The sequence below is a fragment of the Agrococcus versicolor genome, from assembly GCF_039531815.1.
Classification (GTDB): Bacteria; Actinomycetota; Actinomycetes; order Actinomycetales; family Microbacteriaceae; genus Agrococcus; species Agrococcus versicolor.
Genome location: NZ_BAAAQT010000001.1, coordinates 190,799 through 215,881 on the forward strand (window position 1 = coordinate 190,799; position 25,083 = coordinate 215,881).

Below are 25,083 nucleotides of genomic sequence, written 5' to 3' on the forward strand. Positions count from 1 at the left end.
GGGCGATGGCGAGCAACGACTGGTTCGACAAGGACTTCTACGCGGTGCTCGGCGTCGCGAAGGACGTCGACGCCGCCGACCTCAAGAAGCAGTACCGCAAGCTCGCGCGGCAGTTCCATCCCGACTCCAACCCGGGGGATGCGAAGGCCGAGGCGCGCTTCAAGGAGATCTCCGAGGCGTTCACCGTGCTGTCCGACGCGAAGCAGCGCGAGGAGTACGACTCCGTGCGCGCCATGGCAGGCGGGCGCCCGCGCTTCGCGCCGGGCGCGCAGGGCGGCTTCGAGGACGTATTCGGCGGCATGTTCGGGCAGGGCGGCGGCCCGCGCGTGCAGTACTCGCAGGGCGACTTCGAGGACATCCTCGGCGGGATGTTCGGCGGCGGAGGCGGGGGAGCGGGCTTCCGCGCCCCCCAGCGCGGCCGCGACGTCACGGCGAACGCGCAGCTCGACTTCCTGTCGGCGGTGCAGGGCGACACGCTGAAGCTCACCGTCGGCGGACGCTCGATGACGGTCAAGATCCCCGCGGGCGTCCACGACGGCCAGAAGATCAAGATCAAGGGCAAGGGTCAGGCGTCGATCACGAACGGCCAGCCCGGCGACCTCATCGTCACCGTTCAGGTGCGCCCGCACCCGGTCTTCCAGCTCGACGGTCGCAACATCCGCGTCGACGTGCCCGTGACGTTCGCCGAGGCGACCCTCGGCGCGACGATCGAGGTGCCGACCGTCGGCGGCGGCACCGTGCGCCTCAAGGTGGCACCCGGCACGCCGTCCGGCCGCGTGCTGCGCGTCAAGGGCAAGGGCGTGGCCTCCCCGCAGGGCGCAGGCGACCTGCTCGCGACCGTGCAGGTGGCGGTGCCCTCGCACCTCAACGCCAAGCAGCGCGAGGCGCTCGAGGCGTTCATCGCGGCGTCGGGCGACGAGTCGCCGCGCGACGACCTGCTGGCGAAGGCGCGGTGACCTGAGCGTGGGACGCATCCCGGAGGAGCTCGACGAGTCGAGCCCGATCTTCTCGATCGCTGCCGCGGCCGAGCTCGCCGGCATGCACCCGCAGACGCTCCGCCAGTACGACCGCATCGGCCTCGTCGAGCCGCAGCGCACCGCCGGCAACACGCGGCGGTACTCCATGCGCGACATCGGGCAGCTGCGGCAGGTGCAGCTGCTCTCGCAGGAGGGTGTGTCGCTCGAGGGCATCCGCCGCATCCTCGAGCTCTCGAACGAGGTGCGCGGGCTCAAGGCGCGCGTGCGCGAGCTCGAGGCGACGCTCGCCGACCAGGTGATCGACCGCCGCGGCCGCGTCTTCGCCGCCGGGGCCGAGGGCGTCACGTCGCTGCGCTCCGGCGCGCGCCCGGCGAAGCGCAACCAGGTCGTCGTGTGGCGGCCGCTGCATCGCGGCTGACCGCGGCGCGGACGCCGCACGACCCACCTCGGTCACAGCGACGGCGGGTACCGTCGCGGATGTGAGCGAGCTCGAGGCCCCGCCGCCACCCGGCAGCGACACCCCCGTGCCCGGCGACGTCGTCGCGGCTCCGCGCCGCCGACGCGCCGCCGCCTCTGCGCCCGACGGGCTCGTGCCCAAGACGGCGCTCGAGCAGCGCGCCGAGCGGCGCGAGCGCGAGCGTCGCGCACGCGCGCTGCCACCGCCGCTCGCGAACCCCATGGCCGGAGCGGTGCCACCCTACGCGGCGCAGCTCGCCTGGGAGGCGCAGCAGCGCGCCGGGATGCCGGGCGTCGGGATGCCGGGCGTCGGGGCGCAGGCGTTCGCCGGTTCGCGACCACCCGCCGGCCAGCAGCCGCCGCGGTCGGCGCCGCCTCACGCGCCTGGACCGTATCCGGGTCAGGCGGCCCCCGTGCAGCACGGAGCTCCGGCGCAGACGGGTGCGGCGCAGCCGCACCCGGCCTTCCCGCAGCACGTGCCGAACGGGACGCAGCCGTATCCGGCGTCGCCGCAGCAGCGGGTGTCGAACGGCACGCAGCCGTATCCGGCGTCCCTGCAGCAGCAGGTGTCGAACTGGCCGCAGCCGTACCCGGCGTACCCGCAGCAGGCCCACCTGGCATCGGTCGGGTGGCCCACGGCACCCGGGTACCCGTACGCCCCGCCCGGCGTCGGCCAGCCCGGCGGGTACGGCTACGCATCCGCGCCGCACCAGCCCGGCGGATACGGCTACGCGCCCGCGCCGTACCAGCCCGGCGGATACGGCTACCCGCCCGCACCGTACCCGCCCGTGATCGCCGCGCCGCCGAAGCCCAGGCTGACGCGTCGCCAGACTCGAGCGGCGGTGCTCGGCTCGCTCGTCGGCCAGACGCTGCTCGCGCTCGCGACGCACCTGCTCGTCGCCTCCGCGTTCGTGCTGCTGCTGTGGGGCACGCTCTCCGAGGGCGGCACCGACGGGCTCGACGCGCTCGAGGCCGACAGCCTCACCGACGTCGTCGCGTTCTGGGCAGACCCGGCGCGCATCCCCCTGACGGTCGTGATCGTGCTGCTCGTGACGGGCGCGATCGGCGCTGCCGGCTGCATCGCCTCGTACCTGTGGCAGCGCTCGGCGGGGCTCGTGGGCATCAAGCGGTCGATCGCGCTCGCCTACGCGACCACGACGGGCATCGGCGGGTTCGTCGGCCTCGCGCTCTGGCCGATCGTGCTGATCTTCGGCCTGTTCGGCATCCTGCTGAGCTCCGCCTCCCTCACGGTCGGGTCGCTGTGGGGCTGGCTCTTCCTGAGCCTCGCGATCTCGATCGTGCTGACGGGCGCCGTCGGCATGCTGTTCGGCTGGGTCTACCTCCTCGCGTTCCGTCCGCGGCCCACCTGGGCGCAGCTGGAGGCCGCGCAGCGTCAGGCCGAGATCGACGCCGAGCGTCGTGCTGCCGAGGCGGACGCCGCCGAGCTCTCCCGGGTGGAGTGACCCGATGCCGCAGGTCGGTCGAGCCGAGCGCGAGCGGGCCGTGCGCCCGCCGCTGCCGCCGCACGTGCGCACCGCTGCCCGCAGCGCCGGTGGCTGGGGGCTGACGCTCTTCTCGGCCGGCGTGAACCTCGTGGTCGCCCTCTCCGCCGTCGGCACGGTGGTCGCGCTCGCACGCTGGTTCCTCGTCGAGCTCGTCGCCGGCAGCGACGGCGTCGAGCAGGCCGTCGCGAGCTGGCTCGCGAGCATCGACCCGACGCCGTGGATCGTCACGATCGTCGTCGTCCTCCTGATCGCAGGCGGGCTCGCGGCGCTCGGCGCCACGACGAGCATCCGCATCCTCCGCCGCGCGGGCATCGCGCGTGCTCGCGAGATCACGTGGTGGTGCTGCGGCGTCGGCACGGTCGTGCAGGCGGCGCTGAGCATCGCGTCCGGATGGATCATGACGCTCGTGGGGCTGCTGACGGGCGTCGTGGGGCTCGGCATCGTCGTGCTGATCTACGTCGTCGTGTCGACCCTGCTCACGTCGCTCGTCGGATACCTCGCGGGCCCGCGGCTGTGGATGGCGCGCACGCGGCGCGAGCTCGCGCGGGCTCCGGCGGCGTGAGCGTCAGCCCGCGTGGCGGGCGAGCTCGCGGCGGATCGCGCGCGGACGCAGCGGACGGCATCCCGCGTCCGTGAGCGCACGGACGATCGTCGGCTCGCGGCGTGCGAGCAGCAGGCCGCGCCGCACGAGGAAGGCCGGGCTCTTGCGGCGCTCGCGCAGGTCGCGCAGGAACCGGAACGCCATCGTGGTGCCCCGCGGACGGCGGACCGCGATCGCGTCGAGCAGCAGGCCGCGCTCGAGCGCCGGCGCCACGACCTCGCTCGCGAAGATGCCCTCGGCGACGAACGCGCGCGCATGTCCGAGCTCGAGCGTGCGCCAGCCGACGCGATCGCTCAGCGCGATGTCGTACTCGGGCACCTTCGTGGTGCCGGTGGTCGCGAGCTCCTCGATCGCGGCGATCGCGTCGGGCAGGTGCCACGAGCCGGGGTGATCCCAGTCGACCTCGCCCGTGTCGAGCACGGGGAGGGCGGGGTCGCCCGCGACGCGGTAGAAGTCGTCGAGCCGCAGCACCGGCAGCCCCGACGACTCCGCGAGCCGCGACTTGCCGGAGCCGGACGCACCGCCCACGAGCAGCATCCGTGCGATCGGCGCCTGCTCGGGCGTCTGGGGCGACGGCTGATCGGTCTGCTCGGACGCCGGTCGTGATGCCGGCTCGGGTGCCTCGATCGCGTCGTCGGAGGGCGCGGGCGCATCGGGCATGGACTCCATGATCCCACGGGCCCGGGCATCGGCGCACGCTGCCGGATGCGCGGCTCGCCGCCTCGGCGGCGCCGGATCCGCGGCTGAGCGAGTCGTCGCGTGCGCATTGCGCTTGGCGTGCCGCTCAGGCGTGGATTCGGCGGTGATCGGAGTCGGACCTGGTGAGGCGACGCCGCGGACCTGGGCAGGGCGAGGACGCGGCCCGCGCGGCGGCGGTGCGGCGACCGCGCCGGTACGTCGGACGGGCCGAGGATGCTCGGCTCCCGGCTCCCGGCTCCCGGCTCCCGGCTCCCGGTTGCCGCCGGATCCGCGGCTGAGCGGGTCGTCGCGTGCGCATTGCGTCTCGCGTGCCGCTCAGGCTTTGATGCGGCGGTGATCGGAGGCCGATCTGGCGGGGCGACGGCACGGACTTGGAGCGGCGAGGGCGCCGCCCGTCGGGAACGACGGGTCGGCACGACGGGTCGGTGCGACGGGTCGGGGCGACGGGAGGCTGCCGCTACGGCACGTCGAACCGGCCGACGAGGATGCCCGCCTCCTCGCCGCCGCCGAGCCCGGGCGCCTCGAGGATGCCCTCCCACCGGTAGGTGCGACCGATGGCCTGCACCGTCACGACCCAGCTCGTCCGGTCGATGTCGCAGTCGGCGTAGAGGTTGAGGCGCACCTCGTACGTGCCCGACGGTGCCTCGCCCGTGGGCCAGGTGACGTTCTCGTTGCGGATGCCGTCGATGCTGCACGACGGATTCGAGTCGAGGTCGAGCTCGCCGCCCGAGGGCGAGGTCGTGGAGCCGTAGTAGATGGTGTCGCCGTTCGGGTCGACCACGTAGAGGTCGGCGTCGACGTCCTCGTTCCACGACACGCTCACCTGCACGTCGCCCGTGCCGACCTCGACGACCGAGATCGCCGTCGCATCCGTCGAGCTCGTCGTGCCGGCGTCGTCGGCGACCGCGACGATCACCGAGAAGTCGGTCGTGGGCGGGCTCTGCGACAGGGTGACGACGATCGACGTGCTCGTGGTCGGCGCGCCGAGGTCGATCTCGTACGAGCCCGGCCAGGCCGTCGGCGTCGTCGACGAGGCGGACGTCGGGCCGACGCCGACGTGCACCGACGAGAAGGGCTCGTCGGCCGAGACGACGATCTCGACGCTGCCGCCGTTGACGGCGATGGCGCGGTCGGTGACGGTGACGGTGCTGCCGGAGCCGGGCGTCACGGCGTCGCCGACGCTCGCACCCTCGGCGTCGCCGCCGTCGGCGGTCGCGGCCGTGAGGTAGTCGTCGATGCTCGCGTCCGCCGGCGGAGTCGTCGAGGTGGGGCCGGCATCGGACGTCGTGGGGCTCGGCGGCTGGGGGATGCTCGGGATGCAGCCCGTCAGCGCGATGCCGGCGACGAGGATCGCGGCGAGTGCCGCGAGGGGGCGGCGGCGAGACGTCGTACGCATGCCGCGAGGCTAGGCCGCGATCCTGGATGCGCGCGCCGAGCGCACCGCAGGCCGGCGCCAGCGACCGCGCGCGAGGACGCCGAGCCGGGCGCCAGACCAGCCCCGACGGGACGGCGGGACCCGGCCCGACCTCGTCGGGGAGCCGACGCGACCGCGCGCGAGGACGCCGAGCCGAGCGTCAGGCCGGCCCCGACGCGCCGGTGGGACCCGGCCCGCGCGAGTCGGTTCAGCCGACGCGGCGACGCAGCACGACGCCGAGCCCGAGCAGCAGCAGCGCCATGCCGGCCATCCAGGAGAGCGGCAGGAGCTCCCCACCCGTCGCGGGCAGGGATCCGCCGGACGATCCGGCCGCGCCACCTCCGACCGTGCCGCCCGGCGCCGGCGGCGAGCCGGTGCCCGGCGCCGTCGACGGCGGTGCGGTCGAGGGCGGGGCGGCTGCGGAGACCACGACGCTCGCGCAAGCGGCGGCCTCCTGGTCGACGCAGGCGTCGACGGGCTCCAGCGGCACGACGACGTCGCCGACGGAGGCCTCTCCCGCGGCGCGCAGCTCGAGCACGGAGCCCGGCGTCGTCTCGCGCACGACGCCCGTCAGGGTGAGGGTCGCCGACTCCCCGCTCGCGAGCGGCCCGACCTCCCAGCGCACCGCGCCGTCGAGCACGTCGCCGCCGCCGGCATCCGACACCTCGAGGCCCTCGGGCAGCGCGGCCTCGACGACGGCTCCGTCGAGCGTCGTGACGCCGGCGTTTGCGACGACGGTCGTGAAGGTCACCGACTCGCCCGTCGCAACCTCGTCGACGGAGGCGCTCGGTGCGATCGAGCCCGACGGGTCGACGACGCCGACGAGCCACGACGAGTCCTGGGCGATCGGCGCCGCCGCGCCGGCGATCGCCACGCCTCGCGAGTCGACCGGTGCGCCCGTCGCCGTGGCGGTGCGCGCCTGCTCTCCGAGGACGACCACGCTCGTCGCGGTGCACGTCGCCTCCTCGCCCACGGCGAGGACGGGGATGACGTTCGTGCCGTCGCCGCAGTCGATCGAGGCCGCGTCGACCAGGTCGTCGGTGACCACGACGGATGCGAGCTCGGTCGTGCCGGTGTTGGTCACCGTGAAGCCGTGCTCGACCTCGGAGCCGACCGGCAGTCGAGGACCGGGGGCGGCTGCGACGTCGACGCCGTTCGTCGTCGTCTCGATCGAGACGCCGGGCGCAGGCGCAGCCGTCGGCAGCAGGAGGCCGAAGCGCGTGATGCCCGAGCCCTGACGGTTCGCCATCTCGAGCGACAGCGACGTGACGGCCTGGGTCGTGACGAGGACCTCGATCATGCCCTGGTCGAGGCACTGCGGCGCGACGGCGTACGCGTTCGCGTCGGTGTCGTACGTGACCGTCGGCGGCGTCGAGCCGCTCTGCACGACGCGGTACTGGTAGTCGAGCCAGGCGCCCGCGGCATCCGAGGTCGCGACGAAGCGCTCGTCGATCCCCACCCCGGCACCGGTGCCGCACACGTCGACGTCCGCGACCGCGAGGCGGGAGCCGGCCGGCAGCACGCCGCCGGCCAGACCCGAGAAGTCGAAGTCGTAGGAGAAGGCCCAGCGCTGCGTGCGCTGGTCGACGGAGAAGGCGCTCGTGAGGACGTCGTTCGCGCCGGGCCATCCCGTCGGCTCGATCGCGCCAGGGGACGTGGGCCAGGCGGTGAGGAGGGCGCCCTGGGTGCCGGCACCGCCCGCGGCGAGCTGCGTGACGTCGAGGTCGATCGATCCGGCGAGCGACGGGTCGAGCACCCTGCCGGTCGTGCCGGCGGGCTCGTGCACGCGCAGCTCGAACGACGTGGAGCCGAGGATCTCCACGTCCGTGCGCGCCGTGCCATCCACCGAGACGGGCTCGAGGCCGGCCCACGTGCCGCCCGGCGCCTGGGTGCTCGACGCGAACCGGGGCTGGATGGGAGCGGGCGCGGCCTGCGCGGCCGCAGGCGCCACGAGCGCGAGGGCGACGATGGCGACGAGCGCGCTTGCGGATGCGGTGCGGACGCGCATGACGGCTCCTCGAGACGGGGGTGGCGCCGGGGACTCCGGTGCCCGACTGTACCCCGAGGCTGTACCCCGGCGCGATGGGTCGCGACGCCTGACCCGCCTCAGTCGTCGTCGCCCGCCGCATCCTCTCGCCGCATGCGCTCGCGGATCCCACCGTCGATCGTCGCGGGCGCGGCGCCCGGGTGGTGGATGGCGCCCGAGGTGTGCGGCACCGGCGTCGCGCGCTCGACCTCCGCATCGATCGTCGTCGCCGACAGCCGCTCGGTGATGCCCGGCAGGAGCCGGTGCGAGAGCCGTGCGACGCGCGCCTTGGGGCCGACGGGCTGCTGCTCCCTCGGGTCGGTGCACGCGGCGACGATCGCGTCGACGACGATCGCCGGGTCGTCCATCGCCGCCATGCGAGGTGCGTGGCCGGTGTAGTTCGCCGCGGCCGTCCACCACGGGGTGTCGATCGCCCACGGCATGACGGTGCCGACGCGGATCGACTCGTGCGCGCCGACGAGGCGCAGCTCCTCGTTCAGCGAGCGGCTGAGGCTCAGGACGGCGGCCTTCGTCGCCGCATAGGTCGTCTGCAGCGCGAGCGGCACCTCGCTGTCGACCGAGCCGACGTTGACGAGGATGCCCTCGCCCTGCTCGCGGAAGCGGGTGAGCGCCGCATGCGCGCACAGCACGAGCCCGGTCAGGTTGACGTCGATGAGCCGCACGTGGTCCTCGATCGGGATGTCCCAGAACAGCCCGAGGGCGCCGACGCCGGCGTTGCTCACCCAGACATCGATGCGTCCGAAGCGCGCGACGGCCGCGTCGGCGAGCGCCTGCACCGCGACGGGATCGCTCACGTCCGTGGGCACGGCGAGCGCGCTGCCGCCCGACGCCTCGATCTCGCGCACCACGTCGTCGAGCGCGTCGCCGCGTCGCGCCGCGACGACGACGTGGGCGCCGAGCTCTCCGAGCCGGATGGCGGCCCCGCGGCCGAAGCCGCTCGAGGCTCCCGTGACGACGATCGTGCGGCCTGCCAGGTCTGCATCGCTCATGCCTCGATCGTCGACGCTCGCGGCAGCATCGGCGAAGCCCCTTGCGTACGGGCGTCGGGAGCCTCGGAGTGCCGTCGTGGCGGCACGCGCACGCCGTCGAGGACCGCGCCAGCCCTGCGCCGTCTCCGCGGGCGCGTGCCAGCATGAGGCATGACCTCGCGACCCGTCCTGCGTGCCGTCGCCGCCCTCGCCGGGCCGGTGGCGCTCACGATCGCCGGCGCGACGCATCCGGCGCACCTCACCGCGGAGTCGGCGCAGTGGTGGCACGACCTCCACGTCGTCATGCTGCCGCTGTTCCCGCTGCTCGGGCTCAGCGTGTGGGCGCTCGTGCACCGCGTGCGCGGCGGCCTCGACGGCTGGCTCGCGATCGCCGCGCGCGTGCTGGCCTTCGTCTACGCGATGTTCTACACGGGCCTCGACGTGCTCGCCGGCATCGGCGCCGGCGCCCTGACGGTGCATCGCGGGATGGGCGGGGAGATCGGCTCGGCGAACTCCGTGATGTTCTTCGAGGGCAACGTGCTCGCCGACGTCGGCACGTGGTCGCTCCTCGTGGCATTCGCGCTCGTCGGCCTCATCCACCTGCGCCGCGTCGGCTGGCGCTCGCTCGTGGGCACCGCGGTGCTGCTCGCCGCATCCGTGTCGTTCATGACCTCGCACGTGTTCTGGCCGCGCGGCGTGCTCACGATGGCGGCGTTCGGCGTCGGCGTCGCGCTGCTGCTCGTGGCCGAGCGGTGGACGAGTCATGCGGCAGGCGAGCACGACTCCCGAGGGGCCGTCGCGCCCAGCGACCGCAGCGTCTGAACGACGCGCGAGCGGCACCCCGGCGTCGGCACGCGTCCAGGTGCGCGTGGTGCCATGGGGGATGCGGATCCCTCGTGCCCGGCTGCTCGCCGTGACCATCGCCGGCTCGGTCGCGCTCGCAGGGTGCACGACGAGCACTCCGCCGGATCCGTCCCCGAGCGCCGCTGCGCCGACGACCCTCGACGAGCTCGCGACGGCGCTCGTCGACGACGGCGTCGTGCGCAGCGCCTCCCTCACGATCCGCGAGGCATCGGCGGTCGAGCCCGAGACCCTCTCGATCCTCGTCCAGGGGCTCGAGGAGTCGACGCCCGAGGAGATGGTCGCGATGCTCGCCGAGGTGCAGGAAGGCATCGACGGCGTGCTCGACGACCGCCCGGCGAGGACGCAGATCCAGCTCTCGACGCTGCGCGCCGACGAGCGGTACGCGTCGGTCGACATGCAGCTCGACCTCGGTCGCGACGTGCTCCTCGAGCTGCTCGTCATCGCCACCGGGACCGCGTGCGCCGACGTCGCCACGAGCACGGTCGAGGAGTTCGCGTACGTCGACGGCGACGACGAGCTCGCCGGCGTCTCGGCGAACGTCGCGACGCTGCGATGCGCCGTGGAGGCGGACGATGCGGTCGCCCTGGCTGCGACGTACGACGAGATCACGGCGATCGCGCCGACGTCCTCGGTCATCGCTCGGACGCGCTGGCGCATCGAGCCGCTCGCCGTCGCCCCGGGCTCCCCGCAGGGCGACGCTGCCGAGCTGCGCCTCGACGCCGGGCCCATCGACGGCCGCCAGCAGCTCCTCGTCGACCTCATGACCCTGGCCGAGGATGCCGGCGCCGAGCAGGCGTACGTCGAGGACTTCGGCGACCGCGTCGACGTCGGCGGGCGCCTGCCGCTCGACCAGGCGCCCGTGTGCGACGTCCTGCTGGAGCGGCTGCGCGCCGTCCCCGACCTCGACATCCGCACCGTCGCGTTCGACGACTCGGCCGTGCCGGACGAGTACTTCGACGTCTGCTTCCTGCAGGAGTGAGGGGGCCGGCAGGGGTCGACGTCGCTCCGCTCGGACACCGATCGACCCTCGCCTTTCCAGCCGTTCGAGCGTAGACTTGAGCCACGCACGCTCAAGTTTCGCGAGCGCCGCGATCCGGCGCTCGCAAGTCACGAAGGAGACGCATTGGCACGAATGGGCGGGATGAACCCCGGGCAGCAGGATCAGCGCAGCGCGCTCGAGCAGTTCGGCACCGACCTGACCGCGATCGCGCGCGCGGGTCGACTCGACCCCGTCATCGGACGCGACGCGGAGATCCGCCGCATCAGCCAAGTGCTGTCGCGGCGCACGAAGAACAACCCCGTGCTCATCGGCGAGCCCGGCGTCGGCAAGACGGCCGTCGTCGAGGGGCTCGCGCAGCGCATCGTCGCGGGCGACGTGCCCGAGAGCCTCAAGGGCAAGTCGATCGTGACGCTCGACGTCAACGCCATGGTCGCCGGCAGCAAGTTCCGCGGCGACTTCGAGGAGCGCATGAAGAACGTGCTCGGCGAGATCCAGAAGGCCGACGGCCGCATCATCACGTTCATCGACGAGCTCCACATGATCATGGGAGCGGGCGCCGCCGAGGGCAGCCAGGGCGCGTCGAACATGCTCAAGCCGATGCTCGCGCGCGGCGAGCTGCGCCTCATCGGCGCGACGACCCTCGACGAGTACCGCGAGTTCATCGAGAAGGATGCCGCGATGGAGCGGCGCTTCCAGCAGGTCTACGTGGGCGAGCCGTCCGTCGAGGACACGATCGCCATCCTCCGCGGGCTCAAGGAGCGCTACGAGGCGCACCACAAGGTCACGATCGCCGACTCCGCGCTCGTCGCCGCCGCGGCGCTGTCGAACCGCTACATCACGGCGCGACAGCTGCCCGACAAGGCCATCGACCTCATCGACGAGGCCGCGTCGCGCCTGCGGATGGAGATCGACTCGGCGCCCGTCGAGATCGACGAGCTGCGCCGATCCGTCGACCGCCTGCAGCTCGAGCGGCTCGCGCTGCGTCGCGAGCGCGACGACGCGTCGAAGGCGCGCCTCGAGGCCCTCGAGCAGCAGCTGCAGCAGCGGCAGGCGCAGCTCGGCGACCTCGACCGGCGCTGGCAGGCCGAGCGCACGTCGCTCAACCGCATCGGCGGGCTGCGCGAGCGCCTCGACGAGCTGCGCATCCAGGCCGAGCGGGCCCAGCGCGAGGGCGACCTCGAGCGCGCGTCCCGCGTGCTCTACGGCGACATCCCCGAGGTCGAGGCCGAGCTCGCCGAGGCCGAGGCGGGCGTGACGGGCGAGGGCCGCATGGTGTCCGACCAGGTCGGCGCCGACGACATCGCCGGCGTCGTCGCGGCGTGGACGGGCATCCCCGTCGGGCGGCTCCTGCAGGGCGAGACCGAGCGGCTGCTGCGCCTCGAGGACGAGCTCGCGTCGCGTGTCGTCGGCCAGCGCGAGGCGGTCGGCGCGGTGTCGGATGCCGTCCGCAGGTCGCGCGCAGGCGTCTCGGATCCCGACCGGCCCACGGGCTCCTTCCTCTTCCTCGGGCCGACGGGCGTCGGCAAGACCGAGCTCGCGAAGGCGCTCGCCGAGCTGCTGTTCGACGACGAGCGCGCCCTCGTGCGCATCGACATGTCCGAGTACGGCGAGAAGCACTCGGTTGCGCGGCTCGTGGGCGCACCTCCCGGATACGTCGGCTACGAGCAGGGTGGGCAGCTGACGGAGGCGGTGCGGCGACGCCCGTACTCGGTCGTGCTGCTCGACGAGGTCGAGAAGGCGCATGCCGAGGTCTTCGACCTGCTGCTGCAGGTGCTCGACGACGGCCGGCTCACCGATGGGCAGGGGCGCACGGTCGACTTCCGCAACGTGCTCCTCATCCTCACCTCGAACCTCGGCTCGCAGTACCTCACCGACCCGACGATCGACGCGCGTCAGGCGCACGACCAGGTCATGGCGGCGGTGCGGCAGGCGTTCAAGCCCGAGTTCGTCAACAGGCTCGACGACATCGTCGTGTTCGACTCCCTCTCGGTCGCCGAGCTGGGCCGCATCGTCGACATCCAGGTGTCGGGCCTCGACCGCAGGCTGCAGGAGCGCAGGCTCACGATGCACGTGTCGGAGGCGGCGCGGCGCTGGCTGGGCGAGCGCGGCTACGACCCGCTCTACGGCGCGCGGCCGCTGCGCAGGCTCATGCAGCGGCAGATCGACGACCGGCTCGCGCGGGCGCTGCTGTCGGGCGAGATCCGCGACGGCGACGGCGTGCAGGTCGACGTGGCGCCCGGCGGCGACGGGCTGTGGCTCGGGCCGGAGGGGGCAGAGCCGCCCGCGCGCGAGTGGTCGTTCGACCCGGATGCGGACCCTGCGGAACCGACCGACGCCGACTGAGGCGGGTTCGGGGGCGGATCGCGGGCTCGGCTCGTGATCGCCGCGCGCCGACTCGCACGCGGATCCGCCGCGGGTGGCCGAGGTCGGCGTGGCGCCGACCCGCCCCGAGCGTGCGATGGCGGGATGTCGGCGGGAGCGGGAGACTGAGGGCATGAGTGCCCCCGAGATGCCCCCGCACGGCAGCGACGAGCTGCGTGCGATCGTCGAGCGCGACGAGCGCGAGCTCGTCTTCGACGCGTTCACGCTCGACGACGCGTGGCGGCTCGGCTCGCTGCTGCGCGACGCGGCGATCGAGCGCGGTCACCCCGTGGTCATCGGCATCGTCGTCAACGGCCAGCGCCTCTTCCACGCGGCGCTGCCCGGCACGACGCCCGAGAACGACCGGTGGCTCGAGCGCAAGACGAACGTCGTGCTGCACTTCCAGCGCTCGTCGCTCGGCGTCGGCGAGCGCTTCCGCGCCCGCGGTCAGGGGTTCGAGGAGTCTCGGCTCGATCCTGCGACGCACGCGGCCCACGGCGGCGTGCTGCCGATCACGGTGCGCGGCGCGGGCGTCGTCGGCGCGGTGGGCGTCTCGGGGCTGCCGCAGCTGCAGGACCACGCGTTCGTCGCCGAGGTCGTGCGGGACTTCCTCGCGACGGCCTGACGCGTCGCCGGCGTGCTGCGTCGCCCGGCGCGCGGCGTCCCGTCGTCGCGGTCGCGCAGCGTCAGTGCTTCGAGGCTGCGGCGCGCTCGGCGCGACGCTCGCGCCACTGCGCGTTGAGGCGCGGCGCCATCGCCGCGACCGTGATCGTCACGACGAGCGCGGGGATGAGCATCATCAGGAACAGCGGCAGGTTCTCCATGTCCTCGACGCTACGTGCGGCTGGTCCCGTCCGCGTCGCCCGCCCGGTGGACGCCCGGCTCCCCCGCGCGGTGGAGCCATCCCGCGAGGACTGGTCACGGTTGCACCTCGAGAGGCCCACTCGAGGTGCGACCGCGACCAGCGTGGGTGCAACGGTGACCAGTCCGGGTGCAACGGTGACCAGTCCGGGTGCAACGGTGACCAGTCCGGGTGCAACCGTGACCAGTCCGAGTGCAACGGTGACCAGTCCGGGTGCGACGCTGATCAGTCGGGGTGCGGTCGTGACCAGTCCGGGTGCGATCGGGACCGGTCTGGGCACGGGCGGGACCGGGCGGCGCCGGGCGTGAGGCGTCAGGCGAACGGGCAGCCGCTGCCGCTGCGGGGAGCGTCGTCCGCCGCTCGCACGCGACCGCCCGAGCGGGGCTTAGTCGGCAGGCGGCGCCGGTCGACCTCGAGGCCTGCGGGGATGCGCTCGCGATCGGCACGCTCGACGCGCTACGATGGGAGGACCTGCGAGCGGTACCCGCTCGCCTGCGTCGTGGACGCGCCCCTGCATCTGCCGGATCCCATCGGCCGGGCAGCCGGGCACGGAACCGCGGCGAACGAACGCGACGACCGTCGTGATCGCCCGTTCCGAAGCGACGACGCCCACCGCCCATCCGGCACGCCCCAGCGTGCGCGTGGGCCGACACGGCATGCCTCAGCGCTGCCAGAGACGAAGCCATGAGCACCATCACCCCCTCGAACCTCGCGCCCTCGGCGCCCGCCCCGCAGGTCGACTCCGACCTGCCCTCCTTCGCCGACCTCGGCGTCACGCCTCGCCTCGTCGAGGCGCTGCGCGGCATGGACCGCACCTCTCCCTTCCCGATCCAGGCCGACACCCTGCCCGACACGCTCCGCGGCCGCGACGTCCTCGGCCGCGGCAAGACGGGCTCGGGCAAGACGCTCGCGTTCGCGATCCCGCTCGTGCAGCGCCTCTCGGGCGAGCTCGCTGGCGGCCGTCGCCGCAAGGGCATGCCCCTCGGTCTCGTGCTCGCGCCCACGCGCGAGCTCGCGACGCAGATCGCCGCGACGATCCGCCCCCTCGCCGACGCCGCGGGCCTCACGGTCACGACGATCTTCGGCGGCGTGAAGCAGGGCCCGCAGGAGGACGCGCTGCGCCGCGGCGTCGACATCATCGTCGCCTGCCCCGGCCGCCTCGACGACCTCATGAAGCAGCGCATCGCGAGCCTCGAGGCCATCGAGATGACCGTCATCGACGAGGCCGACCACATGGCCGACCTCGGCTTCCTGCCCGTCGTCACGCGCATCCTCGACAAGACGCCGCAGTCGGGCCAGCGCATGCTGTTCTCGGCGACGCTCGACAACGGCGTGGACAAGATCGTCAAGCGCTTCCTGCACGACGAGATCATGCACTCGGTCGACGAGGCGAACTCGCCCGTCGCCGCGATGACGCACCACCTGTTCGAGGTCTCGGCCGACGACAAGATGGAGCTCGTCCGCACGCTCGCGTCCGGCTCGGGCCGTCGCATCCTGTTCACGCGCACGAAGCACCAGGCCAAGAAGCTCGCCAAGCAGCTCACGGCCTGGGGCATCCCGGCGCACGACCTGCAGGGCAACCTGTCGCAGAACGCCCGCGAGCGGAACCTCGGCGCGTTCACCGACGGCTCCGTGAAGGTCCTCGTCGCGACCGACGTCGCCGCACGCGGCGTGCACGTCGACGACATCGAGCTCGTCGTCCACGTCGAGCCGCCGCTCGAGCACAAGTCGTACCTCCACCGCTCGGGCCGCACGGCACGCGCCGGCTCGGCGGGCGACGTCGCCACCGTCATGCTGCCCGCGCAGCGCTCCGACACGATGCAGCTGCTGCGCAAGGCCGCCATCGCGGTGCAGGCGCAGAAGGTGACGGCCACGTCGGCTCCCGTGACCCGCCTCGTCGGCGACGTCGCACCGATCGTCACGCCCGTCCCCGGCGGCCCCGGCTCGGGCAACGAGATCCCGCAGCAGCAGGGCGGCGGCACCGGTGGCGCGCGCTCGCGTCGCGGCCGCGGTGCAGGCGCCGGCGCCGGCGCAGAGGCTGGCGCGGGTGCGGGTCGCCCGCGTCGCGACCGCTCGGGTCGTCCCGAGGTGAAGCAGCAGTCGCAGCGTCGCACCGGTGGTGCCGAGGCCGGCGGCCGGGGCGAGCGCTCCGAGCTGCAGGGTCAGGGCCAGGGTCGCGGACGCGGCCACGGCGGCGCGAGCGCCGGTGGTGGCCAGGGACGCGGCCGCGGTGCCGGCCAGGGTCAGGGCGGCCAGCGCCGCGACGGCGGCAGCGCCCGCGGCGGCTCGTCGGTCGCATGGTCGTCCGGCGGCGGCGGCTCGCTGCAGGACGGCGGCCGCTCCGGCGGCCAGGGTCGCTCGGGCGGCAGCCGCGACGGCTCGCGCCGCGCCGGTCGCGCCCAGGGCTGACGTCCGCCGCACCCACGCATCCACGACGCCCGCGTCCTCCTCGAGAGGGCGCGGGCGTCGTCGTGCGCGGGGCGCGACCGCGCACGTCAGCCGATCGGCACGAACCCGCGCACCACCTCCTCCACGACCCCGCCGATCGCCGGCACCACGACCTCCAGACCGCCGAACGCATCGGCGCCCGCGCGCACGAGCAGGAACCCGACGATGCCCACGATCCACGCCGTGAGCTCGCCCGCCTGCCGCACCAGCCAGTCGTTCACGCGCTGCAGCCACGGCTCGACGGCGCGATGCGCCGCGATGCGCACGCCGAGCAGCGCGAGAGCCGGCAGCACCATGACGACGACGTAGCCGGCGAGCACGGCGCCGTGCACCGGCAGCGGCAGGTCGGCGCCCTCCATGATGCCGATGGCCATGAGATACGGCAGCAGCGTCGCGACCTCGAGCGCCGTCGCCGTGAGCGCGAGCCCCATGAGCGGCAGGACGGATCCCGACTCCGCATCGAGTGCCCGATCGCGCCAGCGCAGCAGACGCGCAGGCGCTCCCTCGCGGTCGCGGCCGCGCCGGGCGAGGGGGAACGCCAGCGCGAGCAGCGCGACGCCGACCGCCATGACGACGGCGCCGCCGACGGGCGAGGCGAGCCACGCCTGCAGGTCGTCGAGCAGCAGCCGTGCGCCGATGGACAGCAGCACGCCCACCACGAGGTAGAAGCCGGCCACCGTGCCGAGGTACGCGAGCATGCGCGGCACGCTCGGCCGCGACGATGCGAGCAGCAGCCAGATCGGGATGAGGAGCGTGCCGAAGCTCGTCGAGTCGGCGAGGGCCAGCAGCGCGAGCGTGCCGAGCGTCAGGGGGTCCATGGGCTCCACCCTCCGGCGGCTCGGCGCACCGCGCGTCGGCGGAAGGTCGCACGCACCGCAGGCCGGACTCCGTCGTTCGGATGACCCGGTGCGGAGGCGGGCATGCTGGGATGGGGGCATGGTCGACCAGCGCCGCGCACCGCTCGACGAGTACGTCCTGCCGCTCGTGCGCTACCGGACGCGCACCGGCGTCGTCGTGATCGCCGTCATCGCCCTCGCCGCAGGGCTGTCGTCTCCCGCGCTCGGGGTCGCGTCGCCGGCCGACCCGTCGATGCCCCTCGGGCTGCCCTGGATGCCGTCGGCGCTCGCGATCGCCGTCGCCGCCTGCCTGCTCGTGAAGCGGGCCGCGCCCGTGGTGGCCGTCGCCGGCGCCGGGCTCCTGGTCGTGCTCGACGTCGCGGCCGTGACGGGCTCCCTCGGGCTCGTGCCCGTGATCGCGCTCTTCGACTGCATCTACGCGGCGATGCTCGACGAGCGCCGCCGCATCCGGCACCTCTCGCTTGCGACGGCCGTGGTGGCGGGCGTCGTGCTCGCGCTCGTGTGGATCGTCGCCGGCGACGTCGACCTCGCGAACGGCCTGCGACTCGCGTTCGCGCTGGCGATGCTCATCGCCGGCCCCGCCGTGTGGGGCATCTCCGTGCGGCAGCGCGACGAGCTGCTGCGCGCCGAGTCGGATCGCGCCGACGCCGTGGCGCGTGCGGCCGCGGCGGAGCGGGAGGGCGCCGTGCGCGACGAGCGCACGGCGATGGCGCGCGAGCTGCACGACGAGCTCGCGGCCCGGCTGTCGGCGATCGCGCTGCAGTCGGCGGCGCTCGCCGCGCGGCAGCCGGCCGACGAGGCGACCGCTGCCTCGATCCGCGCCGTGCGCGCCTCGAGCGTCGAGGCGCTCGAGGAGCTGCGGCAGCTCATCACGGTGCTCACGTCAGGTCGCGACGACGACGAGGTGGCCGTCGGCATCGACGACGTCGACGCGCTGCGCGGCGACGCCGAGCGCTTCGCCGTCGAGCTCGACGCGCAGGTCGACCTGCCCGTCGACGCGGTGACGAGCGCCGCATCCCACGCCCTCATGCGCATCGCGCGCGAGGCGCTGGTCAACGCCGCCCGCCATGCGCCCGGCGAGCCGGTGCGGCTGCGCGCGGGCGTCGACGGCGACGTCGTGCGGCTCGAGGTGGAGAACGCGCTCGTGCCCGGCGCGCCGGCCGGGGGCGGCACGGGACTCGGTGCCGCGATCATGGCGCAGCGCTGGCGGGCCGTCGGCGGGTCGGGGAGCGTCGGGGCGACGGCGGACGACCGCTGGGTCGTGCACGCCGAGGTGCCGCGGCAGGCGGTGGCGGCATGAGCGGCGCGGAGGGCGTCGTGCGCGTCGTCGTCGCCGACGACCACGCCGCGGTGCGGGCCGGCATCGCGGCCGTGCTCGCCGCCGACCCGGGCATCGAGGTCGTCGGCGAGGCGGCCGACGGGCGCGCGGCGGTGCAGCAGGCCACGGCGCTGCGACCCGACGTCGTGCTCATGGACGTGCGGATGCCGCGCCTCGACGGCATCGCGGCCACGCAGGAGGTCGTCGCCCTCGGCGTCGCCGTGCTCGTGCTCACGACGTACGACGTCGACGAGCACGTCGACGGCGCGCTCGCGGCCGGCGCGTCCGGATACCTGCTGAAGACCGCCGAGCCGGATGCGCTCATCGCCGGGGTGCGGCGCGTCGCGTCCGGCGAGGGCGTGCTGGCGCCCGAGGTGACGATGCGGGTGCTCGCGCGCGTGCGCGCCGCCGCGCCGATCGCCGTCGCGCAGCCTGCGGGGATCGACGACCTGACGGGTCGAGAGCGGGAGGTGCTCGTCGGGCTCGGCGCGGGGCTGTCGAACGCGCAGCTCGCGCTGCGGCTGGGCATCTCGGAGCCCACGATCAAGACCCATGTCTCCCGGGTGCTCGCGAAGCTGGGCGCGCCCTCGCGCATGCGTGCCGCCGTCATCGCGCGCGACGCCGGCATCGCGTAGGCGGGGGAGTCGGCGCGGTCGACGTCTTCGAGCAGCGGGGCTGCGCGAGGCATTGCGCCGGGCACCGGCGTCGCGCGGCCTGCGAGGGTCGCGGCTCAGGCGAGCGCGAGGCTCGCCGAGCCGATCGCCGTCGACCAGCGGCCGAGGGCCGCCGGCACGATGCGGCGCGGCTGCGGCACCGACTGCAGCGGCGCGAGCGCTGCGAGCTCCTGCTCGACGATCGGCAGCAGGATCGACTGCGCCGCCATGCCGACCGAGCCGCCCAGCACGACGACCTCGGGGTCGAACGCCGGCAGCATCCGGCGCAGGGCAGCCGCGATGGCGATGCCGGCGTCGCCGACGGCGCCGATCGACACGGGATCGCCCGCGAGGGCCGCGTCGACGAGGTGCTTCGCGGTCACGGGGCCGCCGCCGGCGAGCTCGCGCGCGGCGGCGATGCGCGACCCGACGCGAGCGAGCGCCTGCCCGCCTGCGAACGCCTCGAGGCATCCGTGCGACTCGCACGAGCACAGCGGACCGTCCTCGACGACCGTGACGTGGCCGAGCTCGCCCGCGAAGCCGTGCGCGCCGCGCAGCGTCTGCCCGTCGATGACGAGCGCGCCGCCGACGCCGGTGCCGAGCGACACGAGCAGCAGCGACTGCGTGCCGCGACCGGCGCCGAAGCGATGCTCGCCGAGGCCGTGCGCGTTGCCGTCGTTGTCGACGACCGTCGGCAGGCCCACGCGAGCCGCGACGGCCTCCCGCACGGGGAAGTCGCGGATGCGGAAGTGCGCCGCCCACGCGATCGTCGACGCGTCGGGCGTGAGCCACGCGGCGATGCCGAGGCCGAGCCGCTCGGGCTGCGGCTGCCCGGCGGCCTCGAGCGCCGCGCGCAGCTCGTCGGCGGTGCGCGCGATCTCGTCGATGAGGGCGGCGGCCGAGCGGATGCCGTGCTCGCGCCACGAGCGATGCAGCACCTCGCCGGCCTCGGTCATCGCGACGCCCGCGACCTTGGTGCCGCCGACGTCGATCCCGAGCAGAGTCACCGCACCATCCTGCCGTGCCACGGGCGCGGATGCGTCGCACGAGCCGGGGGCGGAGGCGTCGCGGCGGCGTGGAGGAGCGGAGGGACGCCGACCCGCGTCCCTCCGCTCGACCCGACGCGGGACGTCGGGCCGACGCAGAGGCGTCCTCATGAGGACGGGCCAGGGTGCGCGAGCATGACGGTGGCGAGCCTCGCTCCGCGGGCCGGGCGTGTCTGGTGCGGTCAGAGGCAGGTGACCGGTCCGAGGGTCGCGACGAGCGGCTGCTGCACCGCGGCGTCGCGTGCGGCGACCGTGAGCGTCGCGGGCAGCCCGCACACGAGCAGGTCGGCCGCAGCGATCGTCACCGTCGCCGTGTCGGCGCTCGCGACGCACGTCGTCGTCATGGCACCGAGGCCGAGCTCGCACGACAGCCCACCGGAGGCGCTCGCGATCGCGAGCATCCCGCCGTCGAGCGCGAGGTCGTACGTCGCGCCCGGCACGAGCCCCGAGAGCGCCACCGTGCCGACGGGCAGCACCAGGAGCGAGCCGCCGAGCCACGACGTCGCCGCAGATGGGGGTGCTGCGGGTGCCGGAGGCTGCGGAGGCGAAGGCGGCGGGGCCGGAGGATCGGGCACGACGGGGTCGGTGGGCTCGTCCGGGTCGGGCAGGTCGATGGGCACCGTGGGCTCGAGCGGATCGCTCGGTCCGAGGTCGATCGGCACGACGGGACCGGGGCGTCCGGGACCGGTGGGCTCGGTCGGCTCCCGGGCTCCCGGCGCCTCCGGGGGTGCAGGGGTCACGGGGCCTGCGGGGGTCACGGGATCCGCCGGGTTCGCGAGGGCTCCGGCTGCGGGGGGCTCCGACGCGGCCGGCGCCGAGGCGAGCGTCGGCGACACGGCGGGGCCCGTGGAGCCGCCGATCGCCGAGGGCGGCGCCACCGTGGGCGTGGTCGGGGTGAGCGTGGGCGCGACCGACTGCTCGACCGCGACCGGTGCGGGCGCGACCATGCCGTCCGCCTGGTCGACCGCATCCGCCGCAGGTGCCTCGTCACCGGCCGTCGGCGCGACGGCGCTGGGCGCGGCGACCGGCGAGGGCGCCTCGAACGGGGCGACGCCGCCCACGCCGACGACGATCGCCGTCGTCGCGACCGCGGTGACGGCGAGCGACGACAGGGCGACGGCGGGCTGCTGCACCGCTGCGGCGACCGCGGCATGGGCGCTGCGCGCGGGGGAGAGCACGGCCGCTCCGACGCCGAGCAGCGGCGGCAGGAGCCCGAGGACCCATCGCCCCGTGCCGCGTCCGGAGCGCACGTCGCGGCAGTGGCTGCACCGCGCGGCGTGCGCGAGTGCTGCGCGGCTGCTCGACCGCGCATGCGTGGCGCATGCGCCGCCAGCGCGTTCCATGAGCACGGCCTTGAGCTCGGCGCGCAGCGCGCGGCGCGCCCGCAGCGCGAGCACCGCGACGGCGTTGGGCGTCATGCCCCATGCGCGGGCGACCTCGCGCAGCGGCTGCTCGTCGATGACGGTGCGCGTCAGCACGTCGCGATGCCGCTGCGAGAGGGCGCCGAACGCCTCGCGCACGGGCGCGAGCGCGTCGAGGTCGTCGACGGCCATCGCGCCGAGTCGGGCATCCGTCATCGAGGCGATGGCGGCGTCGGCGACCTCGGTGCCGACGACCGCCTGCCCGTCGCGGGAGCGCACGACGTCGATGGCGCGGAAGCGCACGCCGCGAGCGAGGTACGCCGCGGGCTCCCGGATGACCTCGCCGGCGTCGACGCGCTCGATGAGCTCGACCACCGTCGACGACACGACGTCCTCGGCGACCTCCCGCCGCCGCACGATGCGCTGGGCGATCGCGACGAGTCTCGGCTGCAGCGCATCCCATTCGTCGCGCAGCAGCGCGCGGATGGCCGCCGCCTCGTGCAGCTCGAGCGTCATGGGCACTCCATCCGTCGGCCGTCGACGGCCGACCGGCGCCGAACGATCGTCGGTCGGTGCAGTGCATCGTGGCACCATTCGCCGCGCCTGCGCCCACCCCTGTACCCCGATGCGAGGATGGAGCATGCGCGTGCTGATCACGGGATTCGAGCCGTTCGGCGGCGACGCCGAGAACGCGAGCCGCGAGGCGGTGCTGCGCCTGGCGAGCGAGGGCGTCGATGACGTCGAGCTCGTCGCGGGCATCCTGCCCGTCGCGTTCGCGACCGCCCCGCCCGCGCTGCGCGCGCTCGTCGCCCAGCATGCGCCCGACGCCGTGCTGGCCGTGGGCGAGGCCGGCGGCCGCGTCACCGTCACCCCCGAGCGGCACGGGCGCAACCGCATGGATGCGCGCATCCCCGACGAGCGCGGCGATCGACCCCGCGACGAGCCGGTGGACGACGGCCCCGCGTTGCGGCCGGCGACGCTCGACGTCGACGCGCTCGTCGCCGCGATCCGTTCCGCGCGCGTGCCGGCGGAGGCGTCGGAGGATGCGGGCGGCTTCGTCTGCAACCGCATCGCCGTCGAGGTCGCAGGTCTCGGCGTGCCGGCCGCGTTCGTCCACGTGCCGGCGGTGCGCAGCGCGGGCGTGGCAGGCGTCGGGGGCGAGACGGATGCGCGCGGAGGCCGAGCGACGCGGCTCACGATCGACGACCTCGCGGTGGCGCTCGCGGCGTGCGTGCGGTCGGCGGTGGCGCAGGTGGGTGCGGGGCACTGAGGGCGGGGGATGCGGTGGCTTCGGCTGGGCGGGTGGCCGGCTCGGTCACCGACTCCGGGTCTGGCTCGGTCGCTGCGAGCGCCCGGCTCGGTCGCTGACCGCGAGCCCGGCTCGGTCGCCGGTCGTCGTGCGGGCGGCATCCGCCGCGGCTGCTGCGCGCTCGAGCCACCGGGGCGTCGGTGCCGGTCGCAGATGGGGCAGCAGCGCACCCGTCTCGCACGCCTCGACCAGGAGCGTCGCGCGTCGGGCGCGCGTCTCCTCCCGCTTCGCGCTCGCGACCCAGTGCAGCGCCGCCTTGCGATAGCTCGGCGTCGCGGCGGCGAGGAACGCCGTGGCTGCCGGGCTCGCGTCGAGCACGGCCTGCTCGGACGGTCCGATGGCGATGGCCTCCTGCTCGTGCGAGTAGGTGCCGGTGCGCTCGGGCGTCCGTCGCTCGTAGGCGGCGATGCCTGCCGGATGCATGCGGCCCTCGGCGAGGAGCCGCTCGACGTGCGCGACGTTGACGGCGGACCAGGTGCTCGCCGCCTTCCTCGGCGTCCAGCGCTGCCGGCGCGTGTGCTCGTCGATGGGCTGCGACACCGAGTCGATCCACCCGAAGCACAGCGCCTCGGGCACGGCATCGGCCCATCCGAGCCCGGGGTCGGATGCGGGCGACGAGCGCTTGTGCAGCCCCATCCACAGCTCGGCGGCGGTCTCGTGGTTGGCCTCGAACCAGGCCCGCAGCTCGGCCGCATCGCGGAAGAAGACGGCGGGCCGCTCGGCGCTCCCGCCCGGCGTGCCCGGCTGCGTCATCCCGTCATGATGGCAGGTGCCTCCGACGCGGGTCGCTCGATCGACTGGTCCAGATCTGGACCGTTCGACGGGCGAGTGGTCCAGATCTGGACCATTCGGCCGCAGTTCGTGACCGGTCGGCGTGGTTCGTGACCTCTCGGTGTCGCCCGAGCGGTGGCGCGTGCCGAGTGGTCCAGATCTGGACCGTTCGACGGGCGAGTGGTCCAGATCTGGACCATTCGGCCGCAGTTCGTGACCGGTCGGCGCGCTTCGTGACCGGTCGGCGCAGTTCGTGGCCTTTCGGTGTCGCCCGAGCGGTGGCGCGTGCCGATTGGTCCAGATCTGGACCGTTCGACGGGCGAGTGGTCCAGATCTGGACCATTCGGTCGCAGTTCGTGACCGGTCGGCGCAGTTCGTGACCAGTCGGCGCAGGACGTGACCAGTCAGTGCAGTTCGTGACCGGTCAGCGCAGTTCGCGACCGGTCAGCGCAGGTCGTGACCGGTCGGCGCAGACGGGACCCTACGCGCGGACCGCCGCGCGCACCGCAGCCGCGAAGCCGTCGACGTCGGCCTCCGTCGTGTCCCACGAGCACATCCAGCGGACCTCGCCCGACTCGCCGTTCCAGTCGTAGAACATGAACGACTCGCGCACGCGGTCGGCGACGCCGACGGGCAGGTGCGCGAAGACGCCGTTCGCCTGGGTCGGCTGCACGAACGACACGCCCTCGACGCCCTCGAGCGACGCTCGCAGGCGCGCGGCCATCGCGTTGGCGTGCCGCGCGTTCTCGAGCCAGACGTCGCCGTCGTAGAGGCCGAGCAGCTGCGCCGACAGGAACCGCATCTTCGACGCGAGCTGCATGTCGAGCTTCCGCAGGTACGTCAGGCCGGCGCCCGCGCGCTCCGACAGCGTCACGACGGCCTCGGCCGCGAGCGCGCCATCCTTCGTGCCGCCGAGCGACAGGATGTCGACGCCGGCGTCGGTGAGGAACGCGCGCAGCGGCAGGTCGAGCGCCGCCGCAGCGTTCGCGATCCGCGCGCCGTCGACGTGCAGCAGCATGCCCTTGCCGTGCGCGTGGTCGGCGAGCGCCGCGATCTCGTCGACCGAGTAGACCGTGCCGACCTCCGTCGACTGCGTGATCGTGACGATGCCCGGCTGCGCGCGGTGCTCGTCGCCGAAGCCCCACGCCTCACGGTCCACGAGCTCGGGCGTCAGCTTGCCGTCGGTCGTCGGCACCGTGAGCAGCTTGAGGCCTGCGACGCGCTCGGGGGCGCCGCCCTCGTCGACGTTGACGTGCGCGCCCGACGCGCAGATCGCCGCACCCCAGCGCGGGAGGCTCGACTGCAGCGCCAGCACGTTCGCGCCGGTGCCGTTGAAGACGGGGAAGGCCTCCGCCTGCGGCCCGAGGTGCTCGCGCACCACCTCCTGCAGGCGGGCCGTGTACGGGTCGAGCCCGTACGAGACGACGTGCCCGTCGTTGGCGCTCGCGATCGCGGCGAGCACCGCGGGGTGCACGCCGGCGTAGTTGTCGCTCGCGAAGGTACGGACGGAGGTGTCGTGGATCTGCTGCACCCTCCCATCCTCCCAACTCCGGAGGCGGAACGCCG

General features: G+C 74.5%; 22 protein-coding genes. 12 read left to right on the forward strand and 10 right to left on the reverse strand.

Features of this window, described 5'->3' with window-relative positions; translation table 11 throughout:
- Positions 1 to 5 precede the first annotated feature (5 nt).
- The 4 genes from ABD249_RS00955 to ABD249_RS00970 all read left to right on the forward strand — a co-directional run bounded on the left by ABD249_RS00955 (position 6) and on the right by ABD249_RS00970 (position 3,500).
- Complete coding sequence (locus tag ABD249_RS00955; RefSeq protein WP_344339394.1) at positions 6 to 956, forward strand: DnaJ C-terminal domain-containing protein; 951 nt, start codon at positions 6 to 8, stop codon at positions 954 to 956.
- 7 nt (positions 957 to 963) lie between these two features.
- Positions 964 to 1,395 carry a heat shock protein transcriptional repressor HspR gene (locus ABD249_RS00960; protein ID WP_344339395.1) on the forward strand — a complete coding sequence of 144 codons (432 nt, stop codon included), beginning with the start codon at positions 964 to 966 and terminating at the stop codon, positions 1,393 to 1,395.
- A gap of 61 nt (positions 1,396 to 1,456) precedes the next feature.
- A complete protein-coding gene (locus ABD249_RS00965; protein ID WP_344339396.1) occupies positions 1,457 to 2,896 on the forward strand; it encodes a hypothetical protein in 1,440 nt (479 codons plus the stop codon).
- 4 nt (positions 2,897 to 2,900) lie between these two features.
- Complete coding sequence (locus tag ABD249_RS00970; RefSeq protein ID WP_344339399.1) at positions 2,901 to 3,500, forward strand: hypothetical protein; 600 nt, start codon at positions 2,901 to 2,903, stop codon at positions 3,498 to 3,500.
- 3 nt (positions 3,501 to 3,503) lie between these two features.
- Here the strand turns inward: ABD249_RS00970 and ABD249_RS00975 are convergent, their stop codons facing one another.
- The 4 genes from ABD249_RS00975 to ABD249_RS00990 form a co-directional block, all read right to left on the reverse strand.
- The gene (locus tag ABD249_RS00975; protein ID WP_344339401.1) at positions 3,504 to 4,199 is read right to left on the reverse strand and encodes an ATP-binding protein; all 696 of its coding nucleotides are present in this window, start codon (positions 4,197 to 4,199) and stop codon (positions 3,504 to 3,506) included.
- Between the two features lie 496 nt (positions 4,200 to 4,695).
- Complete coding sequence (locus tag ABD249_RS00980; protein ID WP_344339403.1) at positions 4,696 to 5,634, reverse strand: YfaP family protein; 939 nt, start codon at positions 5,632 to 5,634, stop codon at positions 4,696 to 4,698.
- 226 nt (positions 5,635 to 5,860) lie between these two features.
- Positions 5,861 to 7,660, reverse strand: coding sequence for a DUF7507 domain-containing protein (locus ABD249_RS00985; protein ID WP_344339404.1), 1,800 nt, complete (start codon positions 7,658 to 7,660; stop codon positions 5,861 to 5,863).
- Positions 7,661 to 7,758: 98 nt separating this feature from the next.
- Positions 7,759 to 8,688: an SDR family NAD(P)-dependent oxidoreductase gene (locus ABD249_RS00990; protein ID WP_344339406.1), complete on the reverse strand. Its 930-nt coding sequence runs from the start codon at positions 8,686 to 8,688 to the stop codon at positions 7,759 to 7,761.
- A 150-nt stretch (positions 8,689 to 8,838) separates the two neighbouring features.
- On the opposite strand from ABD249_RS00990, the gene ABD249_RS00995 reads away from it, so the two are divergent.
- The 4 genes from ABD249_RS00995 to ABD249_RS01010 all read left to right on the forward strand — a co-directional run bounded on the left by ABD249_RS00995 (position 8,839) and on the right by ABD249_RS01010 (position 13,517).
- On the forward strand, positions 8,839 to 9,489 hold the full coding sequence (locus ABD249_RS00995; RefSeq protein WP_344339407.1) for a hypothetical protein: 651 nt from the start codon (positions 8,839 to 8,841) through the stop codon (positions 9,487 to 9,489).
- Positions 9,490 to 9,580: 91 nt separating this feature from the next.
- Entirely contained in the window at positions 9,581 to 10,510 is a 930-nt protein-coding gene (locus tag ABD249_RS01000; protein ID WP_344339409.1) for a hypothetical protein, read from the forward strand.
- 153 nt (positions 10,511 to 10,663) lie between these two features.
- The gene (locus tag ABD249_RS01005) at positions 10,664 to 12,874 is read left to right on the forward strand and encodes an ATP-dependent Clp protease ATP-binding subunit (RefSeq protein ID WP_425546273.1); all 2,211 of its coding nucleotides are present in this window, start codon (positions 10,664 to 10,666) and stop codon (positions 12,872 to 12,874) included.
- 151 nt (positions 12,875 to 13,025) lie between these two features.
- Positions 13,026 to 13,517 carry a heme-degrading domain-containing protein gene (locus ABD249_RS01010; RefSeq protein WP_344339410.1) on the forward strand — a complete coding sequence of 164 codons (492 nt, stop codon included), beginning with the start codon at positions 13,026 to 13,028 and terminating at the stop codon, positions 13,515 to 13,517.
- 61 nt (positions 13,518 to 13,578) lie between these two features.
- Here ABD249_RS01010 and ABD249_RS01015 read toward each other — a convergent pair whose 3' ends face one another.
- Complete coding sequence (locus tag ABD249_RS01015) at positions 13,579 to 13,716, reverse strand: hypothetical protein (protein ID WP_344339412.1); 138 nt, start codon at positions 13,714 to 13,716, stop codon at positions 13,579 to 13,581.
- A gap of 842 nt (positions 13,717 to 14,558) precedes the next feature.
- Here ABD249_RS01015 and ABD249_RS01020 point away from each other — a divergent pair.
- Positions 14,559 to 16,163: a DEAD/DEAH box helicase gene (locus ABD249_RS01020; RefSeq protein ID WP_344339853.1), complete on the forward strand. Its 1,605-nt coding sequence runs from the start codon at positions 14,559 to 14,561 to the stop codon at positions 16,161 to 16,163.
- A gap of 86 nt (positions 16,164 to 16,249) precedes the next feature.
- Here ABD249_RS01020 and ABD249_RS01025 read toward each other — a convergent pair whose 3' ends face one another.
- Positions 16,250 to 17,020 (reverse strand): GAP family protein, encoded by a 771-nt coding sequence (locus ABD249_RS01025; RefSeq protein WP_344339414.1) that lies wholly within the window; start codon positions 17,018 to 17,020, stop codon positions 16,250 to 16,252.
- A 118-nt stretch (positions 17,021 to 17,138) separates the two neighbouring features.
- Here ABD249_RS01025 and ABD249_RS01030 point away from each other — a divergent pair, with 118 nt between their 5' ends.
- Both ABD249_RS01030 and ABD249_RS01035 read left to right on the forward strand, forming a co-directional pair.
- A complete protein-coding gene (locus ABD249_RS01030; protein WP_344339416.1) occupies positions 17,139 to 18,359 on the forward strand; it encodes a sensor histidine kinase in 1,221 nt (406 codons plus the stop codon).
- Entirely contained in the window at positions 18,356 to 19,012 is a 657-nt protein-coding gene (locus tag ABD249_RS01035; RefSeq protein ID WP_344339419.1) for a response regulator, read from the forward strand. Before ABD249_RS01030 ends, ABD249_RS01035 begins: the two co-directional genes overlap by 4 nt.
- Positions 19,013 to 19,107: 95 nt before the next feature.
- On the opposite strand, the gene ABD249_RS01040 is transcribed toward ABD249_RS01035, so the two are convergent.
- Both ABD249_RS01040 and ABD249_RS01045 read right to left on the reverse strand, forming a co-directional pair.
- A complete protein-coding gene (locus tag ABD249_RS01040) occupies positions 19,108 to 20,037 on the reverse strand; it encodes an ROK family protein (RefSeq protein WP_344339420.1) in 930 nt (309 codons plus the stop codon).
- A 221-nt stretch (positions 20,038 to 20,258) separates the two neighbouring features.
- Positions 20,259 to 21,953, reverse strand: coding sequence for a sigma-70 family RNA polymerase sigma factor (locus ABD249_RS01045; protein ID WP_344339421.1), 1,695 nt, complete (start codon positions 21,951 to 21,953; stop codon positions 20,259 to 20,261).
- 124 nt (positions 21,954 to 22,077) lie between these two features.
- On the opposite strand from ABD249_RS01045, the gene ABD249_RS01050 reads away from it, so the two are divergent.
- On the forward strand, positions 22,078 to 22,707 hold the full coding sequence (locus tag ABD249_RS01050) for a pyroglutamyl-peptidase I (RefSeq protein WP_344339423.1): 630 nt from the start codon (positions 22,078 to 22,080) through the stop codon (positions 22,705 to 22,707).
- Positions 22,708 to 22,752: 45 nt separating this feature from the next.
- On the opposite strand, the gene ABD249_RS01055 is transcribed toward ABD249_RS01050, so the two are convergent.
- Together ABD249_RS01055 and ABD249_RS01060 are read right to left on the reverse strand one after the other, a co-directional pair.
- Positions 22,753 to 23,499: a YdeI/OmpD-associated family protein gene (locus ABD249_RS01055; RefSeq protein WP_344339424.1), complete on the reverse strand. Its 747-nt coding sequence runs from the start codon at positions 23,497 to 23,499 to the stop codon at positions 22,753 to 22,755.
- A gap of 499 nt (positions 23,500 to 23,998) precedes the next feature.
- A complete protein-coding gene (locus tag ABD249_RS01060) occupies positions 23,999 to 25,048 on the reverse strand; it encodes a threonine aldolase family protein (protein WP_344339425.1) in 1,050 nt (349 codons plus the stop codon).
- Between the last annotated feature and the right edge of the window lie 35 nt (positions 25,049 to 25,083).